Origin of the sequence: Streptomyces africanus (assembly GCF_002150735.1) — a bacterium.
GTDB classification, from domain to species: Bacteria; Actinomycetota; Actinomycetes; order Streptomycetales; family Streptomycetaceae; genus Streptomyces; species Streptomyces africanus.
In genome coordinates this window covers 1-20,240 of record NZ_MUKA01000121.1, presented here as the reverse complement: position 1 = coordinate 20,240, position 20,240 = coordinate 1, and the positions used below count along the sequence as shown (strand labels likewise).

Sequence of the window (20,240 nt, the reverse complement as noted above, 5' to 3'; positions counted from 1 at the left end):
TCAGCGGGCCGGCCTCAGCCCATGCCGCGCTGCCGCAGCACCGACCCGGACCTGCCCTTGACGACCTCCAGTTGTGCGTGGATCCGCCGCCGCAGGTCGGGCACGTGGCTGACGATGCCGACGCTGCGGTCGCGTTCGCGCAGGGAGTCGAGGACGTCGAGGACCTCGTCGAGGGTCTGGTCGTCGAGGCTGCCGAAGCCCTCGTCGATGAAGAGGGTGTCGAGGCGCACCCCGCCCGCCTCGTCCGTGACGACGTCCGCGAGGCCCAGGGCGAGGGCGAGCGAGGCGAAGAACGTCTCGCCGCCGGACAGCGTCGCCGTGTCCCGCTCGCGGCCGGTCCAGGCGTCGACGACGTGCAGTCCGAGTCCGCTGCGGCCCCGTCCCGTGCGGTCGTCGGAGTGGACGAGGGTGTAGCGGCCGGACGACATGCGCCGCAGCCGTACGGTCGCGGCGGCGGCGACCTGTTCCAGGCGGGCCGCCAGCACGTACGACTCCAGGCGCATCCTGCGTTCGTTGTCGGCCGAGGTGCCGGCGGTGAGGCCGGCCATGCGGGCGACGCGGTCGTACTCCTCGCGCAGCGGCGCCAGCCGGCGGACGGAGGCGGTCGCCCGGGCGGAGAGCCGGTCGAGTTCGGCGCAGCGCCGGACGGCGGCGTCGTGTGCGGAGGCGGCCTCGCGCAGCCGGCGGGCCGCGGTGTCGGCGGCGAGCTGCGCCGACGTGAGGTCGGCGGGCTGCTGGCGGGCCGCGGCCGCGGTGTCGGGCTCGGCGAGGACGGCCCGGACGGCGGCCTCCTCGTTCTGCCAGGCGTCCAGGCGGCGTTGCAGTTGGCGGTGGGCGGCGTCGTCGAGGAGGGCGTCGGCCGCGTCCCGCGGGGTGTCGAAGCCGGCGCGGAAGGCGGCGTCGGCGAGGCGGGCGTCGGCGTCCTTGAGCCGCTGGGCGGTGTCCTCGGCGGCGCGGGCGGCGTCGGCGGCGTCCGTGAGCAGGGCGGTCCGGCGTTCCAGTTGCGCGGCCCGGGCGGCAACGCTGTCCAGGGCGCCTCTCGCCCGGTCCAGCTCCTCCTCCAGGGCGGCGCGTTCGCTCTCCAGCCGCTCCCGGTGGCCGACCCGGGCGGCGCTGCGGACGGCGGCCTCCTGCCGGGCGGCGACGCGCCGCTCGTGTTCGTGCCCGGCCTGCCGCAGCCGCTCCTGCGCGGCGTGCAGCTCGGCGGCGCCCCGCCGGGCCTGCGCGTACTGCTCCTCCAACTCCTCAACGTCGCGGGCGAGTTGCTCGGTGGGTGTGTCACCGGCCTCGGCGGTGGCGGCGGCCAGGGACTCCCGGACGACACCGAGGTTCCGCTCTGCCTCGGCGCGCTGTTCGTCGGCGTCCTGGTAGGCGGCCAGCGCGTGTTCCTCGGCCTCGCGGTCGACGTGCCCGGCGACCTTGCGGGCGGGGGCGGGGTGTTCGGTGGCACCGCAGACGGCGCAGGGCTCGCCGTCGGTGAGGTGCGCGGCCAGTTCGGCGGCGATGCCGGTCAGGCGCTGTTCCTTGAGGTCGAGCCAGTGCTGTCGGGCGCGCAGCGCTTCCTCCCGCGCGGTGCGGACCCGCTCGACGGCCTGCTGCGTGTCCTCGGCGAGCTGGTCGCGCAGCCGGGCCGCCTGCAGCCGCTGCCGCGCGGGCTCGCGCCGTACGGCGAGCTGTTCTGCGAGGGCGGCGGCCTGCTGCGCGGAGTCGACGCGGACCTGGACGGCGGTGCGGGTCTCCTCCCAGCCGTCGAGCCAGGCGTCCGCTTCCTGAAGGACGTCGGCGTCTGCGCGTTCCTGGCGGTCCAGGCCGGCGCGTTCGTCGAGGAGTTCGGCCAGCCGCCGCTCGGCGCGGCGGGCCGAGTCCAGTCCGCCCAGTTCCTCGGCGGCCCGGCGGGCGGCGGCGGCGAGTCCGGCCGCGCCCGCGTCGGCGAAGGTCTCGGGCAGCAGGGCACGCGTGCGTGCCTCGGCGTCGGCCGCCCGCCGGTGTTCGGACTCGGCGGACTCCCGCAGTTCCAGGGCGGGCGCGACCGCCTCGGCCTTGCGGGCACGCTCCATGAGCGCCTGCGCCTCCCGGTAGGCCGAGGCTCCCTCCTCCAGGCGCGCCGCCCGTTCCCGTGCCTCGGTGAACCGCCGCTGGAGCCGGGCGAGTTCACGTACGTCGTCGAGGGCGCGGCCGGCGGCGGCCTGCGCGGACTCGGCGGCGGCGAGGGTGCACTCGGCGGCGGCGAGCTGTTCGCGGGCGGTGCTGCGGGCGACGGCGGCGGCGCCCAGCACGGCTTCGGCGAGTCCCGGTTCGCCGGGGGCCAGGTCCGGCAGCCGCATGGCGTCGCCCGCGGCCTGCTGCATGCGGTGGGCGTCGGCCAGCAGCGCGGCGTCCCCGTCCCGGACCTGGGCCTCGGTGACGCGGCGGCGCTCGGCGAGGCGCTTCTCGACGTCGGCGAAGCGGCGGGTGTCGAAGAGGCGGCCCAGCAGCTTGCCGCGGGCCTCGGCGTCGGCGCGCAGGAACCGTGCGAAGTCGCCCTGCGGCAACAGGACGACCTGACAGAACTGCTCCCGGCTCATGCCGAGCAGCTGGGTGATCTCCTCGCCGATCTCCTGGTGGGAGCGGCTGAGGTCCTTCCAGGACCCGGCCGTGGTGTCGTACTCGCGGAGCCAGGTCTGGGCCTTGTCGAGGGTCGTGCCGGTGCCGCGTTTCTTGGGGCGTTCCCAGGGCGGCTGCCGGGTGAGCTCCAGGCGGCGTCCGGCCACGGTGAGTTCGAGGGTGACCTCCGTGCGGGTCGCCGGGGCGGCGTGGTCGCTGCGCAGGGCCGTGCCCTGTCCGCCGCCGCCCTGCCGGGCGCCCGGTACCGAGCCGTACAGGGCGTAGCACACGGCGTCGAGGACGGAGGTCTTGCCCGCGCCGGTCGGTCCGTGCAACAGGAACAGCCCGGCCGCGGACAGCTCGTCGAAGTCGACGGTCTGGGTGCCGCCGAAGGGTCCGAAGGCGGTGACCGTCAGCCGGTGGAGCCTCACCGGGCGACCTCCCGTACGGTCTCGTCGGCCCGCACCGCGTCGAACGCCTCCCGCAGGACGCCCTGTTCGTGCGCGTCGGGTCCGGCGCCGCGCACGTGGGCGACGAAGTCCTCCGCGATCTGCTGGTCGCTGCGGCCGGCGAGGCGCCGGGCGTACGACACCTCGGGGTCGTCCTCGGTCCGGTCGGGGTCGAAGACCAGGCTGAGGGTGTGCGGGAAGCGCTCGGTGAGCCGGGCCATCGGGTCGGCCGGGCGGACCGGGTCGGTGAGCGTCGCCTCGACCCACGCCTCCTCGTGCCGCGCCAGCTCCGGGTCGGCGAGCAGGTCCTCCAGTGTGCCCCGGATCCGGGCCAGGGCGCGCGGCACCGGGCAGTCGAGGCGCTCGGCGTCGACGGAGCCGTCGGCGGCCAGGTCGACGAGCCACATGCTCTTGCGGTGCCCGGCCTCCGAGAAGGAGTAGGGCAGCGGGGAGCCGGAGTAGCGGACGCGGTCGGTGAGGGTCTGGCAGCCGTGCAGATGCCCGAGCGCCACGTAGTCGACGCCGTCGAAGACGCCGGCGGGCACCGCGGCCACGCCGCCGACGGTGATGTCCCGTTCGCTGTCGCTGGGTTCGCCGCCGGTGACGAAGGCGTGCGCGAGGACGACGGAGCGAGTGCCGGGCGGCCGCGTGGCGAGGTCGGCGCGGACCCGGTCCATGGCGGCGGCGAGCACGGCCTCGTGTCCGGCCTTGTCCACGCCGAACTCGTCCTTCACCAGGGCCGGTTCGAGGTAGGGCAGTCCGTAGAAGGCGACGTCCCCGTGGGCGTCGGCCAGCACCACGGGGGTGCCGGCGGCCGACGGATCGGTCCGCAGGTGGATGCCGGCCCGGCCGATGAGGCCCGCGCCGACGCCCAGCCGGCGGGCCGAGTCGTGGTTCCCGGAGATCATCACCGTCGGCACGCCGAGGCCGGCGAGGCGGTGCAGGGCGTCGTCGAACAGCTCGACCGCGGCGAGCGGCGGCACGGCCCGGTCGTACACGTCCCCGGACACGACCACCGCGTCCACGGCCCGCTCACGCACGGTCGTGACGAGGTGGCCGATGAACTCGGCCTGGGCGCTGAGCATGTTCACGCGGTGGAACGACCGGCCGAGGTGCCAGTCGGACGTGTGCAGCAGTCTCACGACGCCGCTCCGACCCGCATGTCTCCCCCTGCTACCGCTCGACGATCCGCACGAGCCGCACGGCTCGCTGTCAGCACCCACCACGCTAACCCGTGCGGGCACCCGGTCCCTCACGAACCTCGGGATGCCCCGTCCATCGGGCGTCAGTTCAGGGGAAATGCCCGCATATGCCCTGCCCCGTGTGGTCGAGGCTCTCGTGCCCCACATGGGAAACACCCGAGCAGCTCGCGCAGCAACTCGGCGAGCGAGGCCTTGACCGCGCGTCAGCCGTCGCCGTACGCCTCCCCGCCCGGTTCGAAGCCGGCCGTTCCGGCGGTCGCGTCGGCGAGCCACGCCCGGAAGGCCTCCACATCGGCGTCCGGGAGGGCGATGTCGATCGTGACCGCCTCCCCGTAGCGGACGTCACGCACCTCGCGCCCGGTGGTCCGCAGGTCGTTCTCCAGCTTGCCGGCCCGCTGGTGGTCGACGGTGACCGTGGCCAGCCGGAACCGGCGGCGGGTGCGCGTGCCGAGGGTGTCCAGGGCCTCGCCGACCGCTCCGCCGTACGCCCGGATGAGTCCGCCCGCGCCGAGCTTGACCCCGCCGAAGTAGCGCGTGACGACGGCGACGACGTACCGCATGTCGCGGCGCAGCAGCATCTGGAGCATGGGTACGCCGGCGGTGCCGCCGGGTTCGCCGTCGTCGCTCGCCTTCTGGACGGAGGCGTCGGCGCCGATGACGTAGGCCCAGCAGTTGTGGGAGGCGTCGGCGTGCTCCTTGCGGACCGCGGCGATGAAGTCCTGCGCCTCCTGCTCGGTGGCCGCCGGGGCGAGGGAGCACAGGAAGCGGGAGCGGTTGACCTCGGTCTCGTGCACGCCGGCGCGGGCGACCGTGCGGTATTCGTCCTGCATCCGGCCACCCTATGCGCGGGCCCGGGTACGGGCCGGACCGGCCCGGGGCTACTTCTTCTCGCCCCGCGGCACGGTCAGGGAGGTGAGCAGCGCGGCGCCGGGGGTGAGAGCCCGCCAGGTCGTGCCGTACCAGGACAGTACGGCGACGGCCGAGGTCGGGAACTTGGTGCGGACCCGCTCCAGCGTGTCGTCGAGGCCGTCACCGGCGAGCGCCAGGACGAGTTCCTCCAGGCCCGGGTTGTGCCCGATCAGCAGCAGTGTCTCCACCTCGGCGGACACCTCGTGCACGACGGCCAGCAGGCCGGCGGGGCTCGCGGCGTACAGGCGCCGGTCGAACCGGACCGGAGGGGGCGTGCCCCACTCGGCGGCGGCCAGTTCCCAGGTCCGGCGGGCGCGTACGGCGGTGGAGCACAGCGCGAGGTCGGGCAGGCAGTCGGCCTCTGCCAGGGCGTGCCCGGCCGCGGGGGCGTCACGGCGGCCACGCGGGGCCAGCGGGCGCTCGTGGTCGGCGACGTCGAGAGGCCAGGCGGACTTGGCGTGCCGCAGCACGACCAGGCGGCGCGGCGGGCCCGCTCCGGCGCGCTCCCTCATGACGGGGCCCCCAGATCGCGGGTGAGTTCGAGGCCGAGGAGCCGGTCGGCGTAGGCGTACGTCTCGAACCGGGCGCCGTCCGGCAGATCCGGCGCGTTCTCCACGCCCCGCAGCACGTCCAGCACCCGGGGCACGTCCAGATCGTCGTCCCAGGCGTCGCGCAGCCGCCCGCGCACGTCGTCGGGCACGGGCCGGGAGGGCCGCCGGGCCCAACGGGCCACGGCACCGCGCCACCGGGCGAGGGTGGCCTCGGCCTCCGCGAGGACGTCCGCCTCCAGCCGGACGGGGGCGTCGTGGTGCCGCGTGAACAGGGCGAGGCGCAGAACGGCGGGATCGACACCGCCCAGCGGGCCGGATCCCACCGACTGGCCGCGCGACGGGTCCGACGTCACCGACTCACCGGCCGACGGTTCCGGCTCGACCGACCGGCCGCCCGACGGGCTCGACATCGCCGACTCACCGGCCGACCGTTCCGGCTCGACCGACCGGCCGCTGGGCGGGCCTGGCGTCTCCACGGGCGCGACAGCGACCCGGACCCCGTCAGGCGTCGCCCCGCCCTCGGCGGCCACATGGACGACCTGGGCCTCGCCGAGTCCGGCGCTGACGTCGGGGCTGTCCTCGAAGGGGCGGATGCCGAGGGCCGTGGCGTCCGCGCGCAGCTCGGCCTGGCGGCGCCCGCCGGTCAGCAGGGCCCACACCGGTGTGCCGCCGAGCTCCAGCGCCCGCACGAGCAGGTCCGCCACGAGCAGCACCCGCAGGTTCGTCAGGTCGGAGCCGGGCGCGTGTACTTCGACACGGGTCAGGCCCCGGCGGGCCGGAGCGGCGTCGACCGGCTCGCCGGTCCGGGCGTCGATGATGCGCAGCACGAGGCGAGCGTAGGCCGGGTGGGCGGGCGCACGCAGGCATGTGCGGCTTTTTCGGCCACCGTGGCGGGAACACCCCACCAATGGCGTGCCGGACGGACCAGGGCACCGGATCACCGTGGCGTGTATCGCCCCCGCCCGCTCAGCCCAGCGTCCCCAGGAACCGCACATGCGGCCGCTGCTCGGGGCCGTCACGGCTGACGGCGGCCCGTACGCCGTACACCTCGGCGATGAGTTCCTCCGTCAGGACATCCCCGGGAGGGCCACCCGCCACGACCCGCCCCGCGCTCAGGACGACGACCTCGTCGCAGTACATCGCCGCGAGGTTGAGGTCGTGCAGGGCGACGACGGTGGTCACCGGCAGGCCCGTGACCAGGGCGAGCAGGTCGAGCTGGTGGTGGATGTCGAGGTGGTTGGTGGGCTCGTCCAGGAGGAGTTCGCGGGGCTCCTGGGCGAGCGCGCGGGCGATCTGCACCCGCTGGCGTTCGCCGCCCGAGAGGGTGTGCCAGGGCTGGTCGGCGCGGTCGGCGAGGCCGGTGCGCTGCAGGGCGTCGTGCACGGCCCGTTCGTCGTCCGCCGATGTCGGCGTCCAGGCGCGCCGGTGCGGCACGCGGCCCAGCCGTACGACGTCCACCACCGTCAGCTCGACCTGTGTGTCGGCCTGCTGCTCGACCACGGCGAGGCGGCGGGCGACGGTGCGGCGGGGCAGGTCGCCCAGCGGGGTGCCGTCGAGGGTGACGACTCCGGCGGTCGGCGTGAGCAGCCCGGCCAGCAGCCGCAGCAGCGTGGACTTGCCGGAGCCGTTGGGGCCGAGGACGCCGACGGTGGAGCCGGTCCCGGGCGCGAGGACGACACCGTCGAGGATGAGACGCCCGTCGGCACGGCGCCCGACCCGGTCGGCCCGCAATCCGGCGCCGGACACCGCCGCTCCCGCCGCCCCGCTCACCGCACCCTCCGCGTCCGGTACAGCACGACCACGAACGCCGGCACCCCGATCAGCGACGTCACGACGCCCACCGGCACCTCCTGGGGATCCAGCACCGTACGGGCGAGGGTGTCGACCCACACCAGGAACACCGCTCCGGCGAGGGCCGTGACCGGCAGCAGCCGGACGTGCCCGGGGCCGGTCAGGGCCCGCGCGGCGTGCGGCAGGACCAGCCCGACGAAGCCGATCGCCCCGGCCGAACTGACCAGCGCGGCCGTGAGCAGGGCCGTGACACACAGCAGCACCAGGCGGGTGCGGGCCACGGACACCCCGAGCGCGGCCGCCGCGTCCTGCCCGAAGGCGAAGGCGTCGAGGGTGCGGGCGTACGACAGGCACACCACCAGCGTCACGGCCAGGACGGCCAGGCACAGCCACACATCGGTCCAGCCCGCGCCGCCGAGCGAGCCGAGGAGCCAGAACAGCACGCCCCGGGTCGTCTCGGCATCGGCGGCGGTCATCACGACGAAGGAGGTGAGTGCGGAGAAGAGCTGCATGGCGGCGACGCCCGCGAGGACGACCCGGTCGGTCGTGCCGCCGAGGGTGTGGCTGAGCAGCAGCACCAGCGCGAAGGACACCAGGGCGCCGAGGAACGCGCCGGCGGACACCGAGACGGCACCGCCGCCCACGCCCAGGACGACCACCACGACCGCGCCGGTGGAGGCGCCGGAGGACACCCCGAGCACGAACGGATCGGCGAGCGGGTTGCGCAGCAACGACTGCATCACCGCCCCGCAGACGGCCAGTCCGGCTCCGCACACGGCCGCGAGCAGGGTGCGCGGCAGCCGCAGCTGCCAGACGATCCCGTCGCGGATCGGCGTCAGGTCGGCGCTGCCGAGACCGAGATGGGCCGCGACGACGGACCAGACGTCCGCGACCCGGATGTCGGCCGGGCCGACGGTGATCGCCAGGGCCAGGGAGACCACCAGCAGCAAGGCGCCCGCGACACCGAGCGCGGGCCCGCGGACGGTCACTTCACGAGCCCGAACTCGCGCAGTCGGGCGGCGACCTGTTCCACGCCCTCGACCGTGCGGATGGTCGGGTTCATGGCCTGCCCGCTGAGCAGCACGTACCGCTTGTGCCGCACGGCGTCCATGTTCCGGGTCACGGGGTTGGACTCCAGGAAGGCGATCTTCCGGGCGGCCGACTCGGCGGTCTGCGACTGGCGGGTGAGATCGCCGATGACGAGGACGTCGGGGTCGCGTTCGGCGACCGTCTCCCAGTTGATCTGCGGCCACTCCTCGTGCGTGTCGTCGAAGACGTTCTTCGCTCCGAGGGCCCGGGTGATGATGCCGGGTGCCCCGCAACAGCCCGCCATGTAGGGCGACTCGGAGTTGGCGAACCAGTACAGGAGGCTGACGTCCGAGGCGTGGATGCCCCGCGTGGCCTTCGCCATGCGCCGCTGGAGGGAGGCCACGAGCTTGTCGCCCCGCTCCTTCACCCCGAACACGGTGGCCAGGTCGTGTACCTCGCCGTAGACGGTGTCGATGCCCAGCGCCTTGGCGCGCGCGCCGTCGCCGTCGCCGGAGTTGTCCTTGCCGGCGCAGTCCGACGGGGAGACGTACGTGGGGACGCCGAGCTTCTCGAACTGCTCGCGGGTGGCGACGCCGCCCTTGCCGAGGGTGGAGACGAAGGAGGCGGCGACGAAGTCGGGTTCGGCGTCCAGGACCCGTTCGAAGGACGGGTTGTTGTCGGCGATGCGCGGCACCTTCGCGTTGGCCTTCGCCAGCCCCTTCATCACGGGGTCGGTCCAGGTGGCGGTGCCCGCGAGACGGTCGGCGAGGCCGAGCGAGAGCAGGATCTCGGTGGTGCCCTGGTTGAGGGAGACGGCGTGCTGCGGCGAGGCCTCGACGCGCACCTCGTGGCCGCAGTTGCCGAGCGTGACGGCGGCTTTCGCCGTGGTGGACTTCGAGTCGCCGCAGCCGGCCAGGAGCAGGGAGCCGGCCGCGAGCAGGACGGCGGCACGGCCGGGTCGGGCGAGGGGCACGGAAACCAGTCCTCAGTCGTCGAGGGCTCGATCGCGGAGCCCGGTCGTACGGTGCTCCCCCGCCGCCCACGGCCGCGGGGGCCGCCAGCAGGTCTTCGGACTCGGGTTCGTCCGGTGCGGAGCGCCTTCCCGGACGCCGCACGCGCCGTCCAGTGGCCGAGGCCCCGCCCGTCCCCCTCACCGCTGCGCGTCAGTTCCGGATTCGCACCGGATTCCCTGACCCACGTACATGGGTTCGACTGGCCTCGGCAAGCTATCACGGCGCGCGCGAGGGAATCACCGCCCGCCCTGCGCCGTTGTCTCCAGGGGAGTCCCCAGCAGCACTTACGTGACGTACGAGGAGGCCGACGGTGTACGGCGACGAGGCAACGGTCCGCAGGATCCTCACCGAGCTCGGCGACACCTGGGCCGTGGTGGGCCTGTCGTCGAACCGGCAGCGCGCGGCGTACGGCGTCGCCGCCGTGCTCCAGCGCTTCGGCAAGCGCGTCGTGCCCGTGCACCCGAAGGCGGAGACGGTGCACGGCGAGCAGGGGTACGCGAGCCTGGCGGACATCCCCTTCGACGTGGACGTCGTGGACGTGTTCGTGAACAGCGATCTCGCCGGAGCGGTCGCGGACGAGGCGGTCGCGAAGGGCGCGCAGGCCGTGTGGTTCCAGCTCGGCGTCATCGACGAGGCGGCGTACGACCGGACCCGCGCCGCGGGCCTGGAGATGGTGATGGACCGCTGCCCGGCGATCGAGATCCCACGACTTCCTCATCACGGCGTACAGAATTCCTGAAGCGCTTTCCAGGAAATGCCCGGGCCGGGTCAAGGCTGCTTGTGGGCGTCGGTCGGTTCCATCATCGGCTCCGGGTGGCTGTACGGAGCCGAGAAGGCGGTCGTGGCAGCCGGGCCCGCGGCGATTGTGTCGTGGCTGATCGGCGCGGTCGGGATCGTGCTGCTGGCCCTGGTGCACGCGGAACTCGCCGGCATGTTCCCGGTCGCGGGCGGCACGGCACGTTATCCGCACTACGCGTTTCGGCGGACTGGCCGGCATGTCCTTCGGCTGGTTCTCCTGGCTCCAGGCGGCGACCGTGGCACCGATCGAGGTCGAGGCCATGATCGGCTACGCCGGGCACTGGCACTGGGCGCAGGGTTTCCAGCACGCCGAGGACGGGACGCTGACGACCAGCGGGTTCGTCGTCGTTGGCCGCGATCTTCATCATCGCGGCCGGCAACTTCCACCCGGGCAACTTCACCGAGCACGGCTTCGCACCGTTCGGCGCCCACGGCGTCCTGAGCGCCGTGAGTTCCAGCGGCATCATCTTCGCCCTGCTGGGCTTCGAGCAGGCGATCCAGCTGGCGGGCGAGAGCCGCGACCCGGCCCGTGATCTGCCCCGCGCGACGCTCGGCTCGGTCGCCATCGGAGCCGGGATCTACGTCCTGCTCCAGGTCGTCTTCATCGTGGCCCTGCCGCCGGCCTCCTTCGCGCACGGCTGGGCCAAGCTCGACTACCCCGGTATCAGCGGCCCTTGGGCGGGGCTGGCCACCCTGCTGGGGCTCGGCTGGCTGAGCGTGGTGCTGTACCTGGACGCGGTCGTCTCCCCCGGCGGCACCGGCCTGATCTACACCACCGCCACCTCCCGCGTCTCCTACGGCCTGGCCCGCAACGGCTACGCGCCGAAGATCTTCACACGCACCGACGCGCGCGGCGTGCCGTGGTTCGGCCTGATCGTCTCCTTCGTGACCGGCGTGGTCTGCTTCCTGCCGTTCCCGAGCTGGCAGCAGCTGGTCGGCTTCATCACCTCGGCGAGCGTGCTGATGTACGCGGGCGCCCCGCTGGCGTACGGCGTCTTCGCCGACCGGCTGCCGCACCGCGCACGGCCCTACCGGCTGCCCGGCGGGAACGTCGTCTCCCCGCTGTCGTTCGTCGTGGCCGACCTCATCATCTACTGGTCGACGTGGGACACCCTGTGGCGGCTCGGTGTGGCCATCGTCCTCGGCTACGTCCTGCTCGGCGGATACGCCTGGTACGCCACCCGGAAGGGACTGCCCGACGCGCCCCGGCTCGACTGGCGGGCCGCCCAGTGGCTGCCCGTCTACCTGCTGGGCATGGGCGTCATCTCCTGGCAGGGCGGCTTCGGCGGCCAGGGGCACATCGGGCTGTGGTGGGACATCCTGGTCATCACGGTGTTCTCCCTGGCGATCTGCTACTGGGCCCGGGCGTCGGCGTCCCGGCCGGAGGAGATCGAGCGGAGCATCGGGGAGGTGGCCGTCACCGAGGCGCCCGTCCACTGACACCGCGCCCGCGCGGCCGGGGCCTCCATAATGAGCGCATGACCCAAGCCTCCCCGCCCCTCAACTCCGGCGCCCCGCAACGCTTCCCGGTCGTTGTCGTGGGCGCCGGCCCCGCCGGCCTGACCGTCGGCAACATCCTGCGGGCCGCGGCCGTGGACTGCCTGGTGCTGGAGACCGAGACCCGGGAGTTCATAGAACAGCGGCCCCGGGCCGGAGTCATCGAGGAGTGGGCCGTACGGGGCCTGGAGAAGCGGGGCCTCGCCCGGAACCTGCTGGACCGCGCGGAGCTGCACTCCGCGTGCGAGTTCCGCTTCGACGGTGAGCGGTACCGGTTCCCCTACGCCGAGCTGACCGGCAGTCACCACTTCGTCTACCCGCAGCCGTTGCTGGTGACGGACCTGGTGAGCGAGTACGCCGACGTGCGCGGCGGACAGATCCGCTTCGGGGTCCGGGACGTGCGGGTGCACGACATCGACTCCGACCGGCCCTCGGTGTCGTACACCTGCCCGGAGACGGGTGAACACCGCATCGTCCACTGCGACTTCGTGGCCGGCTGCGACGGGGCGCGCGGGGTGACACGGGCCGCCCTGCCGCAGGAACAGGTGCGCATCGCGCGGCACGACTACGGCATGGGCTGGCTGGCCCTGCTCGCCGAGGCGCCGCCGTCCGCCGACTGCGTGCTGTTCGGCTGCCACGCCAAGGGGTTCGCCGGGCAGATGCCCCGCAGCCCGGAGGTGACCCGCTACTACCTCCAGTGCCCGCCGGGCGACGACCCGGAGAACTGGCCGCACGAGCGCGTCTGGGCGGAACTCCAGGAGCGGCTCGGGGCGTCCGGTGTGCCGCCGCTGACCGAGGGGCGGCTGATCGAGAAGCGCGTGCTGGACATGCACGACTACGTGGTCGAGCCGATGGTCTCCGGCCGGCTCTTCCTCGCCGGTGACGCGGCCCACCTGGTCGCCCCCATCGCCGCCAAGGGCATGAACCTCGCCCTGCACGACGCCTTCCTGCTCGGCGACGCCCTGGTGAGCCACCTGACCAGCGGGGACGACAGCGGTCTCGGCGGCTACGCGCAGGCGTGCCTGCGGCGGGTGTGGGACTACCAGGAGTTCTCGCAGTGGCTGTCCGAGGTGTACCACGGCACGGCGGCGGGCGACCCGTTCCGCGCGGGCACGACACTGGCCCGCCTGCGCCGCCTGTTCACCTCGCCCGCGGCTGCCGCGGCCTTCGCCGAGCAGTACCTCGGGACGGCCGCGCGGTACTGATCCATGACGTGCGCCAGCCTCTGACCCACCACGCGGCCGCGCAGGGCCTGCCCTCAGGCGACCCCGAGCCCCTCCAGCACCACCGCGCCCGGCAGTTCCGCGAAGGCCTTGCCCGGCACCAGGAGTTTGCCGCGCCGCCGGCCGCTGCCGACCAGCACGTACGGCAGATCGACGACGGCCGCGTCCACCAGCACGGGCCAGCCGCCCGGCAGCCCGAGCGGGGTGATGCCGCCGTACTCCATGCCGGTCTCCCCGGTCGCCGTGTCCATCGGAGCGAACGAGGCCTTGCGGGCGCCGAGTTGGCGGCGTACGACGCCGTTGACGTCCACCCGGGTGGTGGACGGCACGACGCTCGCGGCGAGGGTGGTCTCGCCGCCGCGCTTGCCCGCGACCACCACGCAGTTCGCGGACTGCTCCAGCAGGTCACGGCCGTAGTGCTCCACGAAGGTGGCGGTGTCGGCCCACTGCGGGTCGGTGTCGACGTAGAGGATCTGGTCGGCCGGGACGCTGCCGTGCCAGTGGCGTACGGCGTCGGCGACCGGGCCGGTGAGCTCGTCGAGGCAGGCGGGGGCCGGACGGGCGTCGGCGAAGTGTCCGATGGGTGCGCGCATGACCGCACGCTAGCAACACCGGGCGCCTTCGGACCGGGCGTCTCAGATCACCGGCGGAACCGAGACGGCCATCATCATCTCCATCGGCACCTCGCCGGTGTTGCCGTACGTGTGCGGGAGGTTGGCCTCGAAGGACACGCTCGCGCCCGCGGGGACGCGGTGCTCCACGCCGTCGACGGTGAGCGTCAGCTCCCCGGCCGTGACGTGGAGCAGCTCCATGGTGCCGGCGGGGTGCGGGTCGGACGCGCTGCTCTCGCCGGGCATGAGCCGCCAGTCCCACATCTCCAGCGGGCCGGGCGCCTCGGTGCCCGCGAGCAGCCGGTTGTAGCTGCCGGCCTCGGTGTGCCACAGCCGTACGGCCTGGGCGGCGGGGACGATGCGGACCTTGGGGCCCTGCTCGTAGTCGAGGAGGGTGGTGATGCTGACGCCGAGCGCGTCACCGATCTTGACGACGGTGCCGAGACTGGGGTTGGTGCGGGCCTGCTCGATCTGGATGAGCATGCCGCGGCTGACGCCCGCCCGGGCGGCGAGCACGTCCAGCGTGAAGCCGCGCACCGCGCGCCAGTGCTTGACGCTGCGCGCCAGGGACTGGGTCAGCAGGTCGAGGTCCGACACGTTCCGTCCAATATTCCGCATGAGGCAGTGCAGCCCGCTGCACTACGGTGTGGTTGACCTGATCGTTCACCGCACTGTACTGCGAGGCGTCCGTCCCGTGACAGCGCTCTCGGCCCTGACCACCAGGGCCGGAGCGGTTCAGGATCCCGGCTCCAGCTCGGCGAGTCCGGCCGACGTCTCCTCGTCCAGGCCCGACAGGGCGCGCAGTTGCTCGGGGGTGACGCCCTCCGGTATCGGCACCGGCGGCGGCGTGCGCAGCGGCGGCTGCCAGCCGTCGGCCGGTGTCCAGCGCCGTACGACGCGGGCCGGCGCGCCCGCCACCACGGCGTGGTCGGGCACCGTGCCCCGGACGACCGCGCCCGCGGCCACGACCACGTTCCGCCCGATCCGGGCACCCGGCAGGATGACCGCGCCCGTGCCGATCCAGCAGCCGGGCCCGATCTCCACCGGCTCCATCCGCGGCCACTGCTTGCCGATCGGCTCGTGCGGATCGTCGTAGGAGTGGTTCGTGGAGGTGACGTAGACGTACGGGCCGAAGTAGCAGTCGCTGCCGATGGTGACGGTCGTGTCCGCGATCACGTGGCTGCCGCGGCCGAGTACGACACCGTCGCCGATGCGCAGGATCGGGTCCGGACCGAGGTCGAGGTCGGGCATCAGACCCGCGGTGAGGGTGACCTGCTCGCCGATGATGCAGTGGGCGCCCATGTGGATCCAGGGTTCGCCGAAGACCGTGCCGAGCGGGAAGGCGAGTCTGGTACCTGTTCCCATCGCGCCGAACCGGTAGCGCCCGGGGTGTTCGGCGGTGACGGAGCCCGTGCGCTGCACCCAGGCCCAGCCCGCATGGACGGCACGCTGCGCGAGGCCGCGCCACCAGGATGAGAACGTGTTCTTGCGCTTCGGCACGAGGTCACGGTACTCAGCGGTAGCTCATCCTGCGGCCTCGGCGGCCTGTGATCTTCACCCCACCGGGTGTCGTACGGTGTGCGCGTTGTCTACGACGTTTCTGGAGGCGGGCATGGGACAGCGGGCGATGATCACGGGGATCGGGGGCCGGGAGCCGGAGATCGACGAGACGGCGTTCGTGGCGCCGACGGCGTCGGTGATCGGGAGCGTGACGCTGGGTGCGGGGGCGAGTGTCTGGTACGGGGCGGTGCTGCGGGGTGACGTCGAGCGCGTCTCCGTCGGGGCGAGCAGCAACGTCCAGGACAACTGCACGCTCCATGCGGACCCGGGGTTTCCTGTGACGGTGGGTGAGCGGGTCAGCATCGGTCACAACGCGGTCGTGCACGGGGCGACCGTCGAGGACGACTGTCTGATCGGGATGGGGGCGACGGTGTTGAACGGGGCGGTGATCGGCGCCGGGTCGCTGGTGGCCGCGCAGGCGCTGGTGCCGCAGGGCATGGTCGTGCCGCCCGGGTCGCTGGTGGCGGGAGTGCCTGCGAAGGTCCGGCGGGAGCTGTCGGAGGAGGAGCGGCAGGGGGTCACCCTCAACGGCACGATGTACGCCGAGTTGGCGAAGGCGCATCGTGAGGTGCATGCGTAGGTTGTTCGGCGGGTGCGGGTGGTGTGTGGTTGCTCGCGCCCACGCGGCGGAGCCGCATATGGACACGGCCCCGCGCCCCTGAGGACGTTACGCCTCCGTCGCTTCCAACGTCTGGCCCGCCTTCTTCGCCCTGCGCTTCAGCACCAGCATCGACGTGAGGCCGACCAGGACCGCCGCCACCAGGCCCAGCCACGAGAAGCGCTTCAGCCAGGACTCGGCGACGATGCCGACGTAGTAGATGACCGCCGTCGTGCCGCCCGCCCAGACGATGCCGCCGAGGACGTTGGCGATGAGGAACTTCCAGTACGGCATGCGGAGCACACCGGCGAGGGGGCCCGCGAAGATGCGCAGGAGGGCGACGAAGCGGCCGAAGAAGACGGCCCACATGCCCCACTTCTCGAAGGACCGCTCGGCCGTGGCGATATGGCCCTCGCTGAAGTGCTTGGGGAACTTCTTGCCCAGCCAGGCCAGCAGGGGGCGGCCGCCCTTGCGGCCGATGGCGTAGCCGATCGAGTCGCCGACGATCGCGCCGGCCGTGGCGCTGGCGCCGAGGACGACGGGGTCGATGTGGCCCTGCTGGGAGGCCAGCAGGGCGGAGGAGACCAGGATGATCTCGCCCGGCAGCGGGATGCCCAGGCTCTCCAGGCCGATGACCAGTCCCACCAGTGCGTAGACGGCGACCGCGGGTACGGTTTCGAGCCATTCCTGGACGTGCAACCCCGGATCCTTTCCCTGAGCTTCCCTGCGTGCACGGGAAGCCTACCGGGTGACAAGACGTCCTTCGCGGCTCAGGCGTTCCAGTTCCACTCGGCGACCTCGGGCAGGTCGGTGCCGTGCTCGCGGATCCAGGCGTGGTGGCGGGTGCGGGCGTCGGCCATGCGCTGGCGTACGGCCGTGGCGCGCACCGCGAGACCCGGGACGCGGTCGATGACGTCCATGACGAGGCGGTAGCGGTCGAGGTCGTTGCGGACGACCATGTCGAAGGGCGTGGTGGTGGTGCCGGCCTCCTTGTAGCCGCGCACGTGCAGGTGCTGGTGGCCGGCGCGGCGGTAGGCCAGACGGTGGATCAGCCACGGGTAGCCGTGGTAGGCGAAGATCACGGGCTTGTCGGTGGTGAAGAGTCCGTCGTACTCGAAGTCGTTCATGCCGTGCGGGTGTTCCTCCCGGGGCAGCAGCCGGGCGAGGTCGACGACGTTCACCACGCGGACCGACAGGTCGGGCAGGTGCCGGCGCAGCAGGTGCGCGGCGGCCAGGGTCTCCTGCGTGGGGACGTCTCCGGCACAGGCCAGCACCACGTCGGGTTCCCGGGAGCCGTCCTCCGTGCCGGCCCACTCCCAGATGCCGGCGCCGCGGGCGCAGTGCACCTTGGCCTCGTCCATCGACAGCCAGTCGAAGCAGGGCTGCTTGCCGGCCACGACGACATTGACGTAGTCGCGGCTGCGCAGGACGTGGTCCGCGACGGACAGCAGGGTGTTGGCGTCCGGCGGCAGGTAGACCCGCACGACCTCGGGGCTCTTGTTGAGGACGTGGTCGACGAAGCCGGGGTCCTGGTGGGAGAAGCCGTTGTGGTCCTGCCGCCACACGTGGGAGGTCAGCAGGTAGTTGAGGGAGGCGATGGGGGCGCGCCACGGCAGGCGCCGGGAGGTGCGCAGCCATTTGATGTGCTGGTTGACCATCGAGTCGACGATGTGCACGAACGCCTCGTAGCAGGAGAACAGCCCGTGCCGGCCGGTGAGCAGATAGCCCTCCAGCCAGCCCTGGCAGAGGTGCTCGGAGAGGACCTCCATCACCCGGCCGTGCCGGTCGAGGTGCTCGTCGACGTCGAGGGTCCCGGCCTGCCAGGCCTTGCCGCTGGCGTCGTAGACCGCTTGGAGCCGGTTGGAGGCGGTCTCGTCCGGGCCGACCAGGCGGAAGTCACGACGGTCGGCGGTGTCCCGCATGACCTGGGCCAGGAGGTCGCCGAGGACGCGCGTGGGCTCGTGCAGGGTGGTGCCCGGCTTGTCGACGGGGACGGCGAAGTCGTCCAGGGACGGGACCGGCAGGTCGCGGACGAGCAGCCCACCGTTGGCGTAGGGGGTGGCGCCGAGCCGCCTGCCGCCCTCGGGGACGCAGGCCAGGACGTCCGCGACCGGCCGGCCCTCGGCGTCGAACAGCTCCTCGGGCCGGTAGGAGCGCAGCCACGCCTCCAGTTGGCGCAGGTGGTCCGGGTTGTCACGGACGCCGGCCAAGGGCACCTGGTGGGAACGCCAGGTGCCCTCGACCGGCTCGCCGTCGACCTCGGCCGGGCCGGTCCAGCCCTTCGGGGTGCGCAGCACGATCACGGGCCAGCGCGGGCGCTCGGTCACGCCCTCCTCGCGGGCGGCGCGCTGGGCCTCGGCGATCCGGTCGAGCGCGGTGTCCATCGCCCGGGCCATCGCGCGGTGGACGGCGGCCGGGTCGTCGCCGCTGACGTGGATCGGCTCGTGGCCGTAGCCGCGCAGGAGCGCGTCGAGCTCGGACTCCGGGAGGCGCGCCGGCACGGTCGGGTTGGCGATCTTGTAGCCGTTGAGGTGCAGGATCGGCAGGACGGCCCCGTCGTGGACGGGGTCGAGGAACTTGTTGGCGTGCCAGGACCCGGCCAGCGGGCCGGTCTCCGCCTCGCCGTCGCCGATCACGCAGGCGACCAGCAGGCCGGGATGGTCGAGCGCGGCGCCGTAGGCGTGGGCGAGGGAGTAGCCGAGTTCGCCGCCCTCGTGGATCGAGCCGGGTACCTCCGGGGCGACATGGCTGGGCACGCCGCCGGGGAAGGAGAACTGCCGCATCAGCAGCTCCATGCCCTGCGCGTCCCGCGTGACGTCCGGGTACTTCTCGCTGTAGCTGCCCTCCAGCCAGGAGTTGGCCAGCACCGACGGGCCGCCGTGGCCCGGGCCCCAGATGCACAGCGCGTCCAGCCCGCGGTTCTTGATCACCCGGTTGAGGTGCGTGTGGACGAGGTTGAGCCCGGGCGAGGTGCCCCAGTGGCCCAGCAGCCGCGGCTTGATGTGCTCGGGCCGCAGCGGCTCGGTCAGCAGGGGGTTCGCCAGCAGGTAGATCTGACCGGCCGCCAGGTAGTTGGCGGCCCGCCAGTGGGCGTCCAGTGTGCGCAGTTCCTCGTCGGTCGGTTGCGTGCTGCTGTCCTGGCGCGGGGCCTCGGGCATGGAGTGACTCCCTGGGTTCTGCGACGGCCTCAGGAGGAGTACCAGTCTGTTCCGGTTCGATGCCCGGCGCCTCCCGGCCGGCTGTCCCCCGCTGTGCGGCCGCGCCGGTTCAGCCGCCCGCCCGTACGCTCGTCCGCGGCCGCAGATCCCGTGCCGGCGCCCCGGTCCACAGGGCGCGCGGGCCCACCTGACCGGGTGACCCGGTCAGGTGTCCCCGGTGTCTACGGGAGCGCGGCGGTGTGGAGTGTCGCCGTCACGGCCCTCGTCACGGGGGCTGTCGCGGAACCCAGTGCGTCGTCGGCGCGGGACGCCGGGCCGAGTGCGTCGGTGCCGGGCGCGCCCGGGTCGCCGGGGGCCGGGGCCCCTCCCGGTTCGGCCGTGCCGCAGCGGTCCGCCTGGGCGAACCGCGTCTCGTACCGCTCCTGCGGCTGGTCCCCGGACGTGCCCCGCGGGGGCTCGGGCGGCTGCCCGGGCGGGGCGCCGTCGTACGGTTCCTTCTCCCCGCGGCTCTCTTGCCGGGGGCTCTCCTTAGGCGCGTCCTGGCCCTGCCGCTTCCCGGTGTCCCCCCGGCCGCCCGGGTCCCGCGAGTCCCGCGGAACCTCCGGTTCCAGCGCCCAGCGTTGCGTCTGGGATCCGTCGCGTCCGGCGACGATGACGTTCCGGCCCGTGCCGTGGGCGAGGGCCAGGCCCTTGCCTCCGCGCGGCAGGAGTTCGCCGCGCACGGTCAGGTCGTAGCGCACTACTCCTGCGTGCACGAGGCAGCCGGCCAGGACGACCGAGCCCTCGGCGGTGTCGGAGCCGAGGCAGAGCGTGGGGTCGGCGGCGCTGCGCAGCGTGCCGTCGTCCTGGTACGACCACGTCAGGGGACCGGCGGCGGAGCACGAGGTCAGCACCATGCGGGCGCCGGCCCGGGCCCGGCCGCCCGGGACGCCGAGGCACAGGCCGGCGTCGAGGTTGCGCAGCCGCCCGCGGGCCACTTCGGCGGGGTGGCCGGCGGACGCGGCCGACGGGAGGCGGGCCGAGGAGGTTCCCCCGGAGTCCGGGACGACGGAGTGGCCGCTGACCGCTCCCCAGGTGGCCTGGGGGGTGACGGTGCCGCCCTCCTCCGTCCAGCCCCTGGCGGCGAGCAGCGTCGCGAGCAGCACGAGGGAGGTCACCCCGACCGCGGCGGCCAGCGCCTTCGTGTGTCTTCTCGACGGCCCGGGCCGGCCGCCCGCCGGCAGGGCGTGCGCCCGGAGCCGGTGGCGGCCACCGGCTCCGGGCGCACG

17 protein-coding genes, 1 pseudogene and 1 riboswitch are annotated in these 20,240 nt (G+C 73.6%); of the genes and pseudogenes, 4 read left to right on the top strand and 14 right to left on the bottom strand.

Annotation, left to right across the window (positions count from 1 at the left end):
• Window positions 1-14: 14 nt before the first annotated feature.
• From CCL05_RS17565 to CCL05_RS17525, 8 genes are all read right to left on the bottom strand, one after another.
• The gene (locus CCL05_RS17565) at window positions 15-3,014 is read right to left on the bottom strand and encodes an AAA family ATPase (RefSeq protein WP_086561450.1); all 3,000 of its coding nucleotides are present in this window, start codon (window positions 3,012-3,014) and stop codon (window positions 15-17) included.
• Window positions 3,011-4,174 carry an exonuclease SbcCD subunit D gene (locus tag CCL05_RS17560; RefSeq protein WP_086561449.1) on the bottom strand — a complete coding sequence of 388 codons (1,164 nt, stop codon included), beginning with the start codon at window positions 4,172-4,174 and terminating at the stop codon, window positions 3,011-3,013. Before CCL05_RS17560 ends, CCL05_RS17565 begins: the two co-directional genes overlap by 4 nt.
• Before the next feature lie 263 nt (window positions 4,175-4,437).
• Entirely contained in the window at window positions 4,438-5,064 is a 627-nt protein-coding gene (locus CCL05_RS17555; RefSeq protein ID WP_086561448.1) for a YigZ family protein, read from the bottom strand.
• A gap of 48 nt (window positions 5,065-5,112) precedes the next feature.
• Entirely contained in the window at window positions 5,113-5,655 is a 543-nt protein-coding gene (locus tag CCL05_RS17550) for a SixA phosphatase family protein (RefSeq protein ID WP_086561447.1), read from the bottom strand.
• Window positions 5,652-6,521, bottom strand: coding sequence for a hypothetical protein (locus tag CCL05_RS46220; RefSeq protein WP_244204309.1), 870 nt, complete (start codon window positions 6,519-6,521; stop codon window positions 5,652-5,654). The genes CCL05_RS17550 and CCL05_RS46220 overlap by 4 nt, the downstream gene beginning before the upstream one ends.
• 139 nt (window positions 6,522-6,660) lie before the next feature.
• Complete coding sequence (locus CCL05_RS17535; RefSeq protein WP_086561457.1) at window positions 6,661-7,440, bottom strand: ABC transporter ATP-binding protein; 780 nt, start codon at window positions 7,438-7,440, stop codon at window positions 6,661-6,663.
• A gap of 20 nt (window positions 7,441-7,460) precedes the next feature.
• Window positions 7,461-8,474, bottom strand: a complete 1,014-nt coding sequence (locus CCL05_RS17530) for a FecCD family ABC transporter permease (protein WP_086561446.1) — start codon at window positions 8,472-8,474, stop codon at window positions 7,461-7,463.
• Window positions 8,471-9,487 carry an ABC transporter substrate-binding protein gene (locus tag CCL05_RS17525; RefSeq protein ID WP_086561445.1) on the bottom strand — a complete coding sequence of 339 codons (1,017 nt, stop codon included), beginning with the start codon at window positions 9,485-9,487 and terminating at the stop codon, window positions 8,471-8,473. Before CCL05_RS17525 ends, CCL05_RS17530 begins: the two co-directional genes overlap by 4 nt.
• 83 nt (window positions 9,488-9,570) lie before the next feature.
• A riboswitch (cobalamin riboswitch) is annotated at window positions 9,571-9,731 on the bottom strand.
• A 106-nt stretch (window positions 9,732-9,837) separates the two neighbouring features.
• On the opposite strand from CCL05_RS17525, the gene CCL05_RS17520 reads away from it, so the two are divergent.
• From CCL05_RS17520 to CCL05_RS17510, 3 genes and pseudogenes are all read left to right on the top strand, one after another.
• The gene (locus CCL05_RS17520; RefSeq protein ID WP_086561444.1) at window positions 9,838-10,266 is read left to right on the top strand and encodes a CoA-binding protein; all 429 of its coding nucleotides are present in this window, start codon (window positions 9,838-9,840) and stop codon (window positions 10,264-10,266) included.
• Between the two features lie 15 nt (window positions 10,267-10,281).
• A pseudogene (locus tag CCL05_RS17515) lies at window positions 10,282-11,765 on the top strand (APC family permease).
• A 38-nt stretch (window positions 11,766-11,803) separates the two neighbouring features.
• Window positions 11,804-13,027: a 4-hydroxybenzoate 3-monooxygenase gene (locus tag CCL05_RS17510; protein WP_086561443.1), complete on the top strand. Its 1,224-nt coding sequence runs from the start codon at window positions 11,804-11,806 to the stop codon at window positions 13,025-13,027.
• A gap of 53 nt (window positions 13,028-13,080) precedes the next feature.
• Here the strand turns inward: CCL05_RS17510 and CCL05_RS17505 are convergent, their stop codons facing one another.
• The 3 genes from CCL05_RS17505 to CCL05_RS17495 form a co-directional block, all read right to left on the bottom strand.
• Window positions 13,081-13,638 carry a YbaK/EbsC family protein gene (locus CCL05_RS17505; protein WP_086561442.1) on the bottom strand — a complete coding sequence of 186 codons (558 nt, stop codon included), beginning with the start codon at window positions 13,636-13,638 and terminating at the stop codon, window positions 13,081-13,083.
• A 42-nt stretch (window positions 13,639-13,680) separates the two neighbouring features.
• Window positions 13,681-14,253 (bottom strand): XRE family transcriptional regulator, encoded by a 573-nt coding sequence (locus tag CCL05_RS17500; protein WP_086561441.1) that lies wholly within the window; start codon window positions 14,251-14,253, stop codon window positions 13,681-13,683.
• A gap of 138 nt (window positions 14,254-14,391) precedes the next feature.
• Window positions 14,392-15,156 (bottom strand): acyltransferase, encoded by a 765-nt coding sequence (locus CCL05_RS17495; RefSeq protein WP_086561440.1) that lies wholly within the window; start codon window positions 15,154-15,156, stop codon window positions 14,392-14,394.
• A 112-nt stretch (window positions 15,157-15,268) separates the two neighbouring features.
• Here CCL05_RS17495 and CCL05_RS17490 point away from each other — a divergent pair, with 112 nt between their 5' ends.
• The gene (locus CCL05_RS17490) at window positions 15,269-15,796 is read left to right on the top strand and encodes a gamma carbonic anhydrase family protein (RefSeq protein ID WP_086561439.1); all 528 of its coding nucleotides are present in this window, start codon (window positions 15,269-15,271) and stop codon (window positions 15,794-15,796) included.
• Window positions 15,797-15,883: 87 nt separating this feature from the next.
• Here CCL05_RS17490 and CCL05_RS17485 read toward each other — a convergent pair whose 3' ends face one another.
• The 3 genes from CCL05_RS17485 to CCL05_RS17475 all read right to left on the bottom strand — a co-directional run.
• Window positions 15,884-16,513, bottom strand: a complete 630-nt coding sequence (locus CCL05_RS17485) for a DedA family protein (protein WP_086561438.1) — start codon at window positions 16,511-16,513, stop codon at window positions 15,884-15,886.
• A 71-nt stretch (window positions 16,514-16,584) separates the two neighbouring features.
• The gene (locus CCL05_RS17480; RefSeq protein ID WP_086561437.1) at window positions 16,585-18,972 is read right to left on the bottom strand and encodes a phosphoketolase family protein; all 2,388 of its coding nucleotides are present in this window, start codon (window positions 18,970-18,972) and stop codon (window positions 16,585-16,587) included.
• 221 nt (window positions 18,973-19,193) lie between these two features.
• The coding region (locus tag CCL05_RS17475) for an RICIN domain-containing protein (RefSeq protein WP_143589904.1) at window positions 19,194-20,240 on the bottom strand (1,047 nt) is incomplete at its 5' end.

Bases quoted from the DNA above. Each gene is read 5' to 3' on its own strand.
- CCL05_RS17505 (WP_086561442.1), bottom strand. From the start codon at position 13,638: ATGCGCGCACCCATCGGACACTTCGCCGACGCCCGTCCGGCCCCCGCC.
- CCL05_RS17550 (WP_086561447.1), bottom strand. From the start codon at position 5,655: ATGAGGGAGCGCGCCGGAGCGGGCCCGCCGCGCCGCCTGGTCGTGCTG.
- CCL05_RS17555 (WP_086561448.1), bottom strand. From the start codon at position 5,064: ATGCAGGACGAATACCGCACGGTCGCCCGCGCCGGCGTGCACGAGACC.
- CCL05_RS17480 (WP_086561437.1), bottom strand. From the start codon at position 18,972: ATGCCCGAGGCCCCGCGCCAGGACAGCAGCACGCAACCGACCGACGAG.
- CCL05_RS17490 (WP_086561439.1), top strand. From the start codon at position 15,269: ATGGGACAGCGGGCGATGATCACGGGGATCGGGGGCCGGGAGCCGGAG.
- CCL05_RS17510 (WP_086561443.1), top strand. From the start codon at position 11,804: ATGACCCAAGCCTCCCCGCCCCTCAACTCCGGCGCCCCGCAACGCTTC.